Origin of the sequence: Brevibacillus sp. FIR094 (assembly GCF_050477165.1) — a bacterium.
In the GTDB taxonomy this organism is placed as follows: Bacteria; Bacillota; Bacilli; order Brevibacillales; family Brevibacillaceae; genus Brevibacillus.
Genome location: NZ_JBEAES010000035.1, coordinates 1 through 13,673 on the forward strand (window position 1 = coordinate 1; position 13,673 = coordinate 13,673).

At 47.1% G+C, this 13,673-nt stretch carries 10 protein-coding genes and 1 pseudogene; 5 read left to right on the forward strand and 6 right to left on the reverse strand.

Annotated features, from left to right (window positions below):
* The 3 genes and pseudogenes from ACQ5DJ_RS24210 to ACQ5DJ_RS24220 form a co-directional block, all read right to left on the reverse strand.
* Window positions 1-2,377 (reverse strand): annotated as a pseudogene (locus tag ACQ5DJ_RS24210) (hypothetical protein); the annotation flags it as partial.
* A gap of 152 nt (window positions 2,378-2,529) precedes the next feature.
* Complete coding sequence (locus tag ACQ5DJ_RS24215; protein ID WP_429844650.1) at window positions 2,530-3,732, reverse strand: hypothetical protein; 1,203 nt, start codon at window positions 3,730-3,732, stop codon at window positions 2,530-2,532.
* A 108-nt stretch (window positions 3,733-3,840) separates the two neighbouring features.
* On the reverse strand, window positions 3,841-4,725 hold the full coding sequence (locus tag ACQ5DJ_RS24220) for a glycosyltransferase family 2 protein (RefSeq protein WP_429844651.1): 885 nt from the start codon (window positions 4,723-4,725) through the stop codon (window positions 3,841-3,843).
* A gap of 135 nt (window positions 4,726-4,860) precedes the next feature.
* On the opposite strand from ACQ5DJ_RS24220, the gene ACQ5DJ_RS24225 reads away from it, so the two are divergent.
* Entirely contained in the window at window positions 4,861-6,246 is a 1,386-nt protein-coding gene (locus tag ACQ5DJ_RS24225; protein ID WP_429844652.1) for a hypothetical protein, read from the forward strand.
* A 55-nt stretch (window positions 6,247-6,301) separates the two neighbouring features.
* On the opposite strand, the gene ACQ5DJ_RS24230 is transcribed toward ACQ5DJ_RS24225, so the two are convergent.
* Window positions 6,302-7,399 (reverse strand): peptidoglycan-binding protein, encoded by a 1,098-nt coding sequence (locus ACQ5DJ_RS24230; protein ID WP_429844654.1) that lies wholly within the window; start codon window positions 7,397-7,399, stop codon window positions 6,302-6,304.
* 95 nt (window positions 7,400-7,494) lie between these two features.
* On the opposite strand from ACQ5DJ_RS24230, the gene ACQ5DJ_RS24235 reads away from it, so the two are divergent.
* Window positions 7,495-7,842, forward strand: coding sequence for a DUF1360 domain-containing protein (locus ACQ5DJ_RS24235; protein ID WP_429844655.1), 348 nt, complete (start codon window positions 7,495-7,497; stop codon window positions 7,840-7,842).
* Between the two features lie 4 nt (window positions 7,843-7,846).
* Here the strand turns inward: ACQ5DJ_RS24235 and ACQ5DJ_RS24240 are convergent, their stop codons facing one another.
* The gene (locus ACQ5DJ_RS24240; protein WP_429844656.1) at window positions 7,847-9,034 is read right to left on the reverse strand and encodes a glycosyltransferase family 2 protein; all 1,188 of its coding nucleotides are present in this window, start codon (window positions 9,032-9,034) and stop codon (window positions 7,847-7,849) included.
* Between the two features lie 123 nt (window positions 9,035-9,157).
* Entirely contained in the window at window positions 9,158-10,006 is an 849-nt protein-coding gene (locus ACQ5DJ_RS24245; protein WP_429844657.1) for a DUF1698 domain-containing protein, read from the reverse strand.
* 207 nt (window positions 10,007-10,213) lie between these two features.
* Here ACQ5DJ_RS24245 and ACQ5DJ_RS24250 point away from each other — a divergent pair, with 207 nt between their 5' ends.
* The 3 genes from ACQ5DJ_RS24250 (at window position 10,214) to rfbG (ending at window position 13,660) form a co-directional block, all read left to right on the forward strand.
* Window positions 10,214-11,059 carry a hypothetical protein gene (locus tag ACQ5DJ_RS24250; protein ID WP_429844658.1) on the forward strand — a complete coding sequence of 282 codons (846 nt, stop codon included), beginning with the start codon at window positions 10,214-10,216 and terminating at the stop codon, window positions 11,057-11,059.
* Between the two features lie 113 nt (window positions 11,060-11,172).
* A complete protein-coding gene (locus ACQ5DJ_RS24255; RefSeq protein WP_429844659.1) occupies window positions 11,173-12,576 on the forward strand; it encodes a sugar phosphate nucleotidyltransferase in 1,404 nt (467 codons plus the stop codon).
* Entirely contained in the window at window positions 12,569-13,660 is a 1,092-nt protein-coding gene (rfbG, locus tag ACQ5DJ_RS24260; RefSeq protein ID WP_429844691.1) for a CDP-glucose 4,6-dehydratase, read from the forward strand. The genes ACQ5DJ_RS24255 and rfbG overlap by 8 nt, the downstream gene beginning before the upstream one ends.
* Window positions 13,661-13,673 lie beyond the last annotated feature (13 nt).

Consider the following 13,673-nt stretch of genomic DNA (forward strand, 5'->3'; position numbering starts at 1 on the left):
CTTGTTCGAGAACGTGAAGGTCTTGTTCCCGTGAGTTGAGGCCTTGCGTTTGGGAATGCAGCTCTAGCGCTTTGGACTGGAGCTGTTGTTCTTTCGTCTCGAGATGAAGCGCTAGGGATTGAAGTTCTTGGCCCTGCGTCTGAAGTTCTTGTTCGAGAACGTGAAGGTCTTGTTCCCGTGAGTTGAGGCCTTGCGTTTGGGAATGCAGCTCTAGCTCTTTGGACTGGAGCTGTTGTTCTTTCGTCTCGAGATTATGTGCTAGGGATTGAAGTTCTTGGCCCTGCGTCTGAAGTTCTTGTTCGAGATCGAGAAGTTCCTGCCCCCGTGCGTTGAGGTCTTGCGTCTGGGAATGCAGCTCTAGCTCTTTGGAAGTGAGCTGATGTTCTTTCGTCTGCAGGCTGTGAGCTAGGGATTGAAGCTCTTGCCCTTGTGTCTGAACCTGTTGCTCGAGAATGTGAAGATCCTGTTCCCGTGAATTGAGTTCTTGCGTCAGAGAATGTAGTTCTAGTCCCTTAGACTCGAGTTTTTGCTCAAAATCGAGAAGTTCCTGTTCTCGTGCGTTGAGGCCTTGCGTCAGGGAATGCAGCTCTAGCTCTTTGGACGTGAGTTGTTGTTCTTTCGTTTGCAGATTTTGACCCAGGGATTGAAGTTCTTGCCCTTGGGTCTGAAGTTCTTGTTCGAGACCGAGAAGTTCCTGTTCCCGTACGTTGAGGTCTTGCGTTTGAGAATGCAGCTGTTGTTCTTTCGTCTGGAGGTTATGCGCTAATGATTGAAGTTCTTGGTCTTGAGTATGAAGCTCTTGTTCGAGACCGTGAAGTTTCTGCTCCCGTGCATGGAGGTCTTGTGCCTGAGATTGCATTTCTAGTCTTTGCGCTTGTAACGCTTGTTCAATACCGAGAAGGTCCTGCTTCTGGGCTTGAAGTTCTTGTGTCTGAGAATGCAGCTCCAGCTCCTTAGCCTCGAGCTTTTGGTTGGTAACAAGCAGTTCTTGTTCTTTGGTATGCAGGCTATGCTTTAGGGATTGCAATTCTTGACCTTGCCCCAGCAATTCTTGCTCAAGACCGACAAGTTCCTGCTGCCGTGCTTGAAGTTCCTGTGTCTGAGAATGCAGCTCCAGCTCCTTAGCTTGGAGCTTTTGATCTGTAACAAGCAGCTGTTGTTCTTTCGTCTGGAGTTTATCTGCTAGGGAATGCAGTTCTTGGTTTTGCCCCTGAAGCTCTTGATTGAGAGTGAGCTGTTCTTGTTCTTTCGTCTGCAAGTGATCCGCTTGAGAATGCAGTTCTAACCATTGCGTCTGAAGCTCTTGTTCAAGATCGAGAAGTTTCTGTTCCCGTTTTTGTAGGTGTTGCGTCTGAGAATGCAGTTCTTGCCCCTTCGATTGGAGGTCTTGTTCGAAAGAGAGTAGATCCTGCTCTTTCGTCTGAAGGCTGCTCGCTAGGGAGTGCAGTTCCTGCCCTTGCCCCAGCAACTCTTGCTCAAGATCGAGAAGTTCCTGCTCCTGTGCCGTGAGACTATGCTCAAATGCGTGGAGGTTATGCTCTCGCACCTGGAGTTCCTGCTCGCGCTGCTCCCAATTTGCACTTCCTTCTGTAAGCTGCTGTAGGTCAGAGAGTGTCCGCTCTTCCCGTGCTCGTGCGTCCTCCAACTGCTGATTCAATGATTCGATTCTGGATAGTTGCTCGTGCTGTCTCATCTGCGCACTCTCAAACTCTTCATTTACATGATCCAAAGCTTGTTTCCATGTAAGTTGTTGCTGCTCCAGATGCGCGATCATGTCTAAATGCTGCTGGCGTTCATGCAGGATCTCCTCGATTTGACTCAGCTGTTGCTGATCTTGCTCATGTAACGCTTTTTGCCATTGTGCCTCTTTTTGTTCGAAGCTTTGTACTCGTCGTTGGAGCAATTCAATGTGCTCGCGCAAGTGTGCTTCCTGTGCTTGATGTTTGGACATGATTTCTTCAAGCCGTGGACCTTTTCGTTGCTCTCTGATCTCGGTTTGCAAGCTGTCGATCGAACTCTTTAGTTTTGCCTCTGTTTCCTGGTGGTCGGTTATGGCATTTTCGCGTTGTTTCAGGAGATGTTCGTAGTAGTCAAGCTTGCTCTTCATTTCTTGAAGCATGTTTTGTGAATCATTCAAGCGCTGCTTCCATTCTGCCCCTTTGCTGTCCCAATCGTGGAGGTTCTGGTTTAATTGTCCAAGCTGCTCTCTGTATGCTTCGTTTTTTTGGGATGTTTCCTCTATCAGCTTTTGTAGGTGCCACACTTCTTGCATGAGTTGGTTTGTTTTTTCTTCGTAGTAGTGTGCTTGTTTTTTTAGCAGGAGGAGCTTCTCATTTTCTCTCGACTTGTTTGCATTGGAGATTCTCCTTTTGTACACAGTGTTGTCCTCCTTTTTCCGTCTGGCTTTCCCATATAGACATATGTACGGGGTGGGAATTGGTGCCTGTATTGTAGTGACGGGTTCATTTATAGAAAAAACGGGAGAAGTGCTAGTCTTCTCCCGCCTGATTGGAAACGAATATTTTTTTCTTACGGAGTGGTAATGACAATATCCCCGAATGTGATGCAATCGGCAACCAATAATTGTTCGTCTGGAACGACTGTAATTGTGGCGCTGAAGACGAGGACACCAGAAGAGTCGGTGAGCGTCAGAATGATAACGTCTGGCAAGCCGAGTCCTGTTTCGGCGAGTGTCAGAGAGTAGGTCAGCGTTTCTTGTGCGCCTGTTGCTGTGAATGTCCGTACACCAGTACCTGTTACTACCAGACCTGTCACAATTGGCAGGATAGGCAGTACGGTAATGCATGTCGGCGAGCTGATAGTCGTTGGCGAGAAGCTGAAGCTTTGATCGCCAAGGACATCAGGCAGGAGAGCATCAAAGAAGTTAAAGGTAAACGAGCTGCTGGATGGATCGCAGCTTGGGCAGATATCCGCGATGAGCTGGATCGTACCGACGGCAATGGCGAGTGGGATACCAATAGAAATGGAGACGTTTGGTACCAACGCGTTGACGGACGCCTGGCAATCGCAGTTGCGTACTGGGAAGATTGGTGGGCATTGTGGTGGGAATGTGATCGGCGGGCAACGGAAAGATGGCGTTGGCGATGGAATTGGAATGTTGTTTGGACGTGGAGAGCAGAATTTCGCCAATACTTCCAGTTTGACTTCTGCTTCTACCTGGATCTCTACGCAGACAATGACGTCGAGTTGAACCATGCCACCGAGGAGAACAGTACCGGTTGGTGAGCACTCGAAAGCACTGATTCGGCACAAGATATTGTCCTCATCAAGCGGTTCAGGCAGGCAGAGAACGACTTCCTGATCGAATTGTACGGTCGTTGTGAATTCGCAGAGAGGTGTTCCGTCTGCGAAGACGCGAACGAGCACAGTAGCTCCGAATACGAAGCGAACGACTCCGACCCGAACAGTGGTCCCATTGACTATAATGTTCTCGCGGCGAATACTGACGACTCTGCAAGTAGGACCAGGAGTAACTGGCTCAACGCAGGAGATCGTGATATCTTGCCCTGCACGAATGGCAGCGTCTACCAGAGCTTGACAATCGTCGGGAAGGGCAATCTTGTTTCGGTAGCTGTTCGCTAATACTACCCAGTCATACACCTTATTGACGCGAATGCACTCTTCCTGCAGGTTGTTCGATATAGGAGGAGTTGCTGTAGGCGTCGGTGTAGGGAGCTGGCGACCCATAATGGGCTTCACGTGATGTTTCACCGTAAGAATCCTTCCTTTCCTAGGGAGTTTGCTTTGCAGTTACATACTATGTGGGCAACGGGAGTTTGGCATGTTGAGCATGCGCCTATTTTTTAGGTCACTATCTTGTCAGAATGGAATTTGAAATTTTTGAAAGAACCAATTGTCGTCGAATTTTCTTTGGGCCGTATATCGAACACGCTGAGCGGCAGCCCCGCAAGTCAGCACATCATCCGCAATTTCACTCGCATTTGCGTAGAGCACAAGTTTTTTCGCTGCCTCAATCCGCGGCTCGTTAAAATGGCTGTACGCCATTCGAAGCATATTGTAATAAATGTGCTCATGTGCAACTGTGTAAGGGTGAACTTGCCTAAACAAATGCAAGATTTTTACGGATGGCTGGACCATACACGCATATCCAAAGAGCCACATTTTGATGGAAAACTCGATATCTTCAAATCCCCATATGCGAAAACCACGGTCAAAACCCCCGACTTTCATAAAAGCTTCTCTAGTGACCAGGAAGCATCCCCCTGGTAATATCGCAACCGGTGCCGGGCCTGTTGGCTTTGGATACCAGGTGATCTCAAGCTTTTGATTCAGATTTTGCCCATAGCCAATTTTATGTGGCTCCGTCATGGAAGCGATTCCCGGAGCAACGCCATCTGCTTTTTTTGTAAGAATGAGCTCCATCATACGATCGATCCAAAAGTTTTCAAAAGACAGATGGGCATCGCAAAAAATGAAATAGTTGCCGCGTGAGTGATTCACGCCCAAGTTGCGTGCTGCAGCAGCACCAATGCCTTCTGTTGTGATTAATTTTATTTTTTCATTTTGCCCTTGGCCTTGTAGAAAGTGACAACCGTTATCAGTTGAGGCATCATCGACTACGATCACTTCATATGGATACGTGGTTCTTGTATTCAAAAGGGAAGTGATGGTAGAACGCACATTGTCCCCCTCATTTTTTACAGGAATGATAATGGAGATCAGGGGCATTTGTGAGGTGGGCATATGACCACTCCTTTCTGTAGCATCGTATGCGCAAAGCGTTTCTTCGGAACAGTCATCGCCAAAAATGTTCACTTTGGACACTAGGCATTCATACAATATCGCGGACTGAAGGAAAGTGCGTGAGGAGAGATGGGAATGGATGTTGAGGTATATTACAGTGGTCAACGTGGCGGGACCATGCCGTACGCGGCTCTGCCAGCGTTTCGCTTATTTTGCAAACAAAATGGCTTTCAATTGAAGTGGGATTCGACGAATAAAAGAGTTGACCTGGATTCGGGGTTGAAAGGAAAAGTTTGTGTCCTTTTTACAGGCATATCTACTTCAGGAGGGACCGCCTACGAGTGGGAGGTATTGGGGAACGTTCAAAAATTTCTCTCTGATAGCGGAATGGAGGTTGTCTTAACCCAAAACAATCCGTCTCTGGCGAAAAATACGGATGTCGCCATACGTTTCAGCTTGAAGGAAATGCGAGTCTTGGAAAAACCGAGACTGATTTTCTTTCAAGCGGAGGATGATAAGCGGCAAGATCTGGTCAAGTGTTTGCGAACAGAAATGCAGCAGTCAGGAATCCCGTGCCACTATAAAGTAATCAAAAACCAAAAGCAACCATCGATCGTTCACATCCAGTTGCAGCTACCACTTTATACGGAAGTGAGCAAGCGTAAGATTTATGCGGAAAAAATTGCGCTACACTTAGCGTCAGGGGTTTTGGAGTATTTCCAAAATGGATTACACATTCAACCAATGGCGTTTTTACCACCCAATATTTTAAAGCTGTTTTATTCCACGATGCTCTTTACCTCTGACAAGGAAAGTCAGCAGGAAGTAGATGGAAAGCCATTGGCAGAGGAACAAATCATGATTCAGGAAAGTGACCAGCCGAGTGCTGAGGCCAGTGACTCAAATAAAGAAGAAAACAGCGAAGTAAGCAGCGAATTAAACAGCGAATCAGACAGTGAACGGGAAGAGCTGTTGATCTTGGCAGAAGAAGAACTACTGGAACAAGTAGTGACCATTCATCCGGTCGAAGAAGTGCCTGAATGGGTTGAATTGCGTACAGCGGCAGAAGTGTATTTTGATTACACGTTGATTCACTCTGAATCAGTTGAGAAGCCGTACCTGTTGATTGGGACACTTCAGGTGAAAAATACGGGGAACGTTGAACTGAAAAATCCAATTGTTTGCCTGCGTGTCTCGCCTGTCGATTCGATCAAAATGGGAGGGCAGGTATTGCCGCCGAAGCTCGTGGAGACGATGGCCGTGCAAGGTACATCGGGCTTAAAAGGATGGAGATACCTAGAAGACGATTGGTTTACTCAAGCGATGGAGAGAGGGGAATACTGGATAGCGCCGATCCAACCTGTAACCATTGCGCCAGAATCGACGGAATCGTTCCAGAACTTTCAGATTTCATTTATGAAGCAAGAAGCGGGGAAGGGAATCGTCGTCGAGGGTGTCGTGCTGTGCAACGATCAGACGGTACACTTTTCCGCCAATAACCGGATCGCCGTGTCTTTCTAATATGGAAGAAAAGCCACCATTTCAGTTGAAATGATGGCTTTTCCGTTCCGCGCTTCTATTTTTTCAAGAACATTTGTACGAACGTTTTCCCGTGCGGACCGCCATTTACAACAGCAATGGCTACGAAGTCGTATGTCGGACTCATGATATTGGCTTTGTGTCCGGAGGAATTCATGAACATTTGATGAGCGCTGCTTACAGAGTAGTTTTGAGCAATATTTTCAGCAGCAGCTATATAACGAATACCAAAAGTGTCCATCATTTGAAACGGTGAGCCGTAAGTGGGAGAGGTGTGGCTAAAGTAGCCTTTGTTTACCATTTCTTGAGCTTTTACACGTGCAACGTTCACCAACTGCATGTCCACTTGATAGGGTGCGAGACCACGACTGGTGCGCTCTTGATTCACGAGTTGAACCATTTCTTTTTCCTCAGCCGTCAAACCAGCGGGAAGAGGAACTTGCGTGCCGGCACCAGGGTTTTGTGGTTGCTCAGGCTTGCTCGGTGTTACGGGAGTTGTGGGATTTGTTGGGACGGTTGGCTTCGTATCTGGTTTAGGCTGTACTGGATTGTTCTTGTATTGTGTTTTTATGGCTATAAAGGTTTTGGCGTCAGCTTCACCGGTCAAAGTTTGCTTATTACGTGACTGGAATAGCATGACGGCAAAGCGCGTAGATTCATCGTAATAACCCGAAGCAGTTACTTTGTATCCGAGGCCAGCGAGCATCTTTTGCAATTCCTTTACGTTTTCACCACTAGCACCTAATTTCAGCGTAACGTAATCATTGGACTCATCAGGCTTGCTAGGCTTGGGCGGTGTGCTCGGCTGAGTCGGCTGCTCTTGGTTGCGAGCTTGGTACACGCTTTTCAGTTTATCGTAAGTGGCTTTGTTTACAATTCCGGTTTGCGGCAGCTTGTATTTTTTCTGAAATGCTTTGATGTTAGAAGCCGTGTAGCTGTTGTATGTCTTGTCCACTACCAGCTTGTAGTCGTAATGAAGTACATCGAGCATCTTTTCCACTTCAAGCACGCGCGAGTTTTTCATCCCTTTTTTCAAAGAGGTAAAGCTTGTTTTCGCAAATGCAGGTTGTCCGATCATGGTAACGAGGACGGACAGGGAAAGGATCGTTGCCATTTTCTTTATGTTGCGATTCATCTCATCACGCCTTTCTCTGATTTGTCGCACCACAATGGTACTAAATGTGGAACAAATGAGAAAAGCACAAAATATTGGAAAGAGGTGGAGGTGGAATGTTTGACCTCTCTTGGATCGACTTAATCATTCTCGTGTTGGCAAGCTTTCGTCTCACGCATTTGATTGTTTTTGATGAGATCACGTCTTTTCTGAGAAACCCATTTTATCAGGTGTTATATGTACCCGATGAGTCGGGGCAAATGGTTCGGGACTTTCAATTTAAAGGCGGAAGGATGCGCCAATGGATAGGCAGATTGTTGAGCTGCCATTGGTGCGTGGGAATTTGGGTGGGCGCTTTGATCGTTGCGTTGTATATGTATGTGCCAGCCGCCTATCCGTTGTTACTCCTGCTTGCCATAGCCGGAGCGGCGGCTGTCATTGAGACGAAGCTATACTCGAGTTAAAAGGTTAGCTCCTCGAAAAAGTTTTGTACACGATCACTTCGTCATACGAAAGAGGAATGATCTCTTCGGCCATGTATCCTCCTACAATTCTTTGCTGGACTTGAGGAGTGCTCGGTACACCGATACTGGTAGACGCGATGTCCACACGATGCGTCGTGGCATTCGGATCGAGTGGAATTTCGAGGGCAAAGGTGGGTTTTTCAACGGTATAACTTTTTACGTTTACGCCATTTACAAGCGCAGTCAAAATAATGGGCTTCGGCAATTTTACGGGGGAGCCAGGGACTTTGCCCTTCACGAGCAACATTTGAGCCGGTGCAGAAGGATCTGATTCAACAATCGCGCGCAGGACAGGAGGCGCCCACAAGTCCATCCCCCGATTCATGCTTGTGATTCTGGTTGTATTGGATGGAAAGGACTTATAGAGCCTCAACAGGTCGAGTACACCCATGCCTTTGTATTGTGGAACGTACGATATCCAGTGGCTGGGTATGGATGAATAATTTTTCGCAAGAGATCGTAAGACTTCAGGTACGCCGACGGAATGCCATTGGGTAGCTGATTTGCACGCTGTGTGGATTCGAGCGTTTCCTAAATACTGAGGCAGATAACCGATGGGGTAAAATTTGGCGATGCGCATCCACAGGTCATAATCCATGCAAAATTGCAATTTTTCATCTACGCCCCCCATGTGCCTGAAGACGTGGGCTCTGATGAAAGCGGATGGCTGGCAAATCACACAGCTCTGATACAACTTCTTGGAATCAGCCTGTTCTGACGGGTAGGTGGTGGATACTTGACCGTACTCGTTCATCACATGGCAATTGCCGTGAAGCATTCCCCAGCCTGGGTTACTCGCAAAAGCGTGTACAGCCTTCATTATGGCGCCAGGCACATAGGTGTCGTCTGAATTCAACCAGCCAATGATTTCCCCTCTTGCCAATGCCAAGCCTTTGTTAAGCGCATGAGACTGTCCGCGATCCGGTTCGGAAATAAAACGGAAGCGCGGATCTTTTTGTGCATATTCTTGCAAGATGGAGAGCGTATCGTCAGTCGAACCTCCATCTACCACGATATGCTCAAGGTTTACATAGTCCTGGGTTAATATGCTATTTATGGTCTCACGAATAAACCGGCCTTGGTTGTAAGAGGGGGTAATGATACTCACGAATGGTTGCTGTGAGTGGGACACGAGATTCACTCCCATCTTTCCATCATAAAAAATGCATGCACTACCATCAGACTATGAAAGAATGGAAAATCGGGTACACAAGCATTGTCGATCTTGTGCACCCGATTTTCATTTACCCGGATTTTACAAGTAGTCTGGAATGATTCCTGGATTGCGGAATATACGGAGCAATTCCGCGTGGCAGTTAGGGTCAATTGCGCTGCCAGAAATGGCTCTTGCCACGAGGCTGATGCGACCTGCATCGTAATTGTTTATTTTGCCAGAGGGGATGGTTCGAACTGATTCAGGTATAACTTCAAACAGCGTGCTCTTCAGCATCTCCTCAATGCAAAGGACGGATGGCAACCACCAAGTCGTATCGTCCTTATAAATTCGGTTCATTTGACCAGGAGCGCCGTTGTAGACCATGATGGATTGATTCGTATCCAAAATACAGGCAGTTTCCAACAAGAGGTGTCCACCTGGCTTAATCACGCTTCGGCATTGCGACAATGTCCACATCGGATCGCGCAGATGATAGAGCAGACCAAGATGCTGGACAACATCAAATTGATTGTGCCGAATTTGATGTGGGAACGGCAGGGGTTCTGTAAAATCGTCCATCAGCAATACTTGCAGACCTTCCCAAAGCTTATAAGGACTGGTATTGTACAGCGGCAAAACTTTGCTTTGCAGGATGTTCTTGCAAAACTCAAAATTCAAATAGAGTGGTTGCATACAGTCTGTAGCAACGACAAGACTCGCTCCTCTTTGCTCCGCTTCAAAAGCCCACATACCGTCAAAGCTAGCGAGATCAAGGACGCGTTTCCCCGAATATTGGATGTATTCTCTGGATTGTCTCGTCATATTCCATACACTTTCCAGAAGCGTAATCCCGGGAGTGACAATACCGGGTCGCAGTGCGATTTTATGATACCATCGCCGTTTGTTGATCTCATCGAGGATTTCCTGATCTGTCCAGAATCTTCCCATCGACATGTCCCCCTTCATTGCAGAGTGCTTGCCCTATACGATATGTTCGGACTGAGCTGGGGGAAATGATATAAATGCATTAATTTCGTCCCATTCACGTCTAAAGTTGCTTGGCAACTAGCTGGTTTTCGGAAAAAAGGCATATGCCCGTTTCTCGTTGTCTGTCACATACATAAAGTATGGGGAGAAAAAGGAGGCGGAAAGAGTATGCCCTTGCCCATCGTGATCATCCATCGGGGGGACGATGATTATCTCACATACAGCTTGCAGCAAGCGAAAAGAAGTAACCCCCATTCGCCCGTCTATCTAATAGGGAATGGAGGAAACAGGAGGCATGCTACGAACGGCGTCATTCACGAAATGATAGACGATTACATGCATGCCGCTAGCGAAATGACGAGAGTCTATAAACATATTCATTTCATGCCCTTTGAGTACAATTTGTTTTGTTTTCAAAGATGGTTTATTTTATTGGCGTTTATGGAAAGGCATCAGATTCCGAAATGCTGTTATATCGATACGGATGTCATGGTGTTTACTGACGTGAACCATCCGCGCTTTGGCAACTTTACGATGGAATTCGTATGGACCAATTTCGTAGATAGGCAGAAGCTGGAACTATATTGCGAGTTTATGAAGTCTCACTTTGCCAATCCTATTGCATTCGCGCAAGTCGTTCATTACACGATGAAGAAAAAGGAACATGTACGATTCAATCAGCCCCTAATTACAGATATGGTGCTGGCCTTGCTGTTTCTTGAGAGGTTCAAGGATTACCAAATCACGAATGGCTTGTTTCATGATGGCATCATTGATGGGAATATTCAGCAGGCTACAACGGTGGAAAATTTGTACGGCTATAAGAAAATTTACTCGATAAATGGTGTCTTGTGCTGCAAGGATAAGGCAACAGGTCGATATCTGCAGGTGTTTTCTCTTCATTTTCAAGGATACATGAAGCACTTTATGAGATTTTTCACGGCACCCTATCTCCCCCAAGCCGGTTCTTACATTTTCGATTATATTTCCAACCGATGGATTCAGTTTTCATAGGCCTCTATCATCCCTCGTGTTATTTGACCATTTTCATTGGACCATAGAGCATCGACTGCGACAAACGCATACGATGGTGCATACAACACGATAAACGGATAGAGGTGGCCTGGGTGAAACTGATATTGCTATCGGGTGGTTCAGGGAAAAGGCTGTGGCCGCTCTCCAATGATGTCAGGTCCAAACAGTTCTTGAAGTTGATAGGCAATGCACATGCCCAACCAGAGGCGATGGTTCAACGAGTGTGGAGGCAGCTGGCCTCCCGCAATTGGTCGGAGCCTGTTTATATTTCAACAGGTCGTTCGCATGTTGACTTGCTTCAAAGCCAACTTGGAGAAAGTGTTCCTTTGATCGTGGAGCCGGAAAAACGAGATACCTTCCCTGCTATTGCTTTAGCGGTGACCTATTTGTACTCTGCTTTGACAATGGACCCGGATGAAATCATAGCTATCATGCCTGTTGATCCATTCGTTGAGGATCGCTTCATGGACAGGATCAAGGAGCTGGAGAGCGTCATACTCAGATCAGGCGCTAATCTCGCATTAATCGGAGTGAAGCCTACGTATCCATCTACGAAATACGGTTATATTGTGCCACGGCTAGAATCAGAGTCGGATCAGGGTAAAAGGCCTCAAGCCTATCAAAAAGTAAAAAGCTTCAAAGAAAAACCGTCACTTGAGCAAGCGCAGGATTTAGTAGAAAAGAAGGCCCTATGGAATTGTGGAATTTTTGCTTTTCGATTGGGCTATCTGATTCGCGAATTGGAGCAAAAAGGATTGCCTACTGAATACAACCGCATGCTTGAGCAATATAGCCAAATGCCTGCCATCAGCTTTGACTATGAGATTGTAGAAAAGGCAGAGAAAGTAGTTGTTCTCCCATATGAGGGAGACTGGAAGGACTTAGGGACATGGAATACGCTCACGGAAGAAATGAGCGTGAATGCAATCGGGAAGGTTTTGCTTGATGAGAGTTGCACGAATACGCACGTTATCAACGAATTGGACATACCTATCGTGTCTATCGGTTTATCGGATATGATCGTGGCAGCCAGTCCTGATGGCATCCTCGTTTCTTCCAAGGAACAAAGTCATATGGTCAAAAACTTGGCTTCGGATTGGACAAAGCGCCCAATGTATGAAGAGCGGCGTTGGGGATGGTATCAAGTTATGCATTTTCAGAAGAATGAAGACGACGTGGAAGTATTAACGAAAAGAATCCATGTATACGCAGGGAAAAATTTGAGCTATCAGTACCATCACTACCGTAGCGAAGTATGGATCATCGTAGTGGGCTGCGGCGAGTTCATTTTGAATGATCAGCTGAGCCAGGTTGGACCAGGTGACGTATTGCAAATCCCGGTAGGAGCCAAACATGCAATCAAAGCCACGACTGAGCTGGAATTCATCGAGGTACAGATGGGAAGTCAGTTGGTGGAAGAAGATATCGTTCGACTGGGAATGACGTGGTCAGCGATCCTGGAGCAGATAGGGAAGCACGGTGATCACGATGGTTGATCCAGCGTTTTGGCGAGACAAAAAAGTGTTGATCACAGGTCATACGGGGTTCAAAGGGGCATGGCTGTGCTTATGGCTGCATCATTTAGGGGCGAAGGTAACAGGGTATGCGCTGTCGCCGCCGACGAATCCGAGTATTTTTGAGTGTGCCCAAATCAGCTCATTGGTTGATTCAATCATTGATGATGTCAGATCGAAGGAAAGTGTTCAAAAAGCGATCAGCCAAGCAAACCCGGATATCATCATTCACATGGCCGCTCAGCCGCTGGTGCGCTTGTCGTATCAATATCCGGCGGAAACCTACGAAATCAACGTCATGGGTACGGTGAATGTACTCGAAGCGGCGAGAGTGGCTGTGCAGAACGGAATGAAAATCAAAGCAATCCTCAATGTTACGACGGATAAGGTCTACGAAAATCGGGAGTGGGTGTGGGGATACCGTGAGCAAGATGTGTTGGGGGGCTATGATCCGTACTCGAACAGCAAAGCATGTTCGGAACAAGTGACTGCCTCCTATCGCAATGCTTTCTTTCACCCCGATCAGTATCAGCAGCATGGCGTAGCAGTTGCTTCAGCGCGAGCAGGCAATGTAATCGGCGGGGGTGATTGGGCTCTTGATCGCTTGATACCGGATTGCCTGAGTGCCTTGATTAAGGGAGAGAAAATCACCGTCCGAAATCCAAAAGCAATTCGACCATGGCAGCACGTCCTTGAGCCAGTAACAGGGTATTTGATGCTCGCTGAAAAAATGTGGGGAAATGGCAAGGATTACGCCCAGAGCTGGAATTTTGGTCCGAATGAGGAAGATGCCAAATCGGTAGAGTGGATCGTCCAGCAATTGTGTGAGCGATGGGGAGTTGGTGCCAGCTTTGAAGCAGAGCGAACCGATCCTCAATGGCACGAAGCTCAATACCTAAAGCTGGACTGTTCCAAAGCCAAAAGTGTAATAGGCTGGAAGCCCAAGTGGTCACTCGAGCAGACCTTGGACAGTATCATTTCTTGGCATAAGGCTTATCAGCAAAAGCAAGATGTAAGGGAGATCTGTTTGGCCCAAATCGCAGCGTATACAGATAAGGCCCAATGAACAAAAGAGGAAG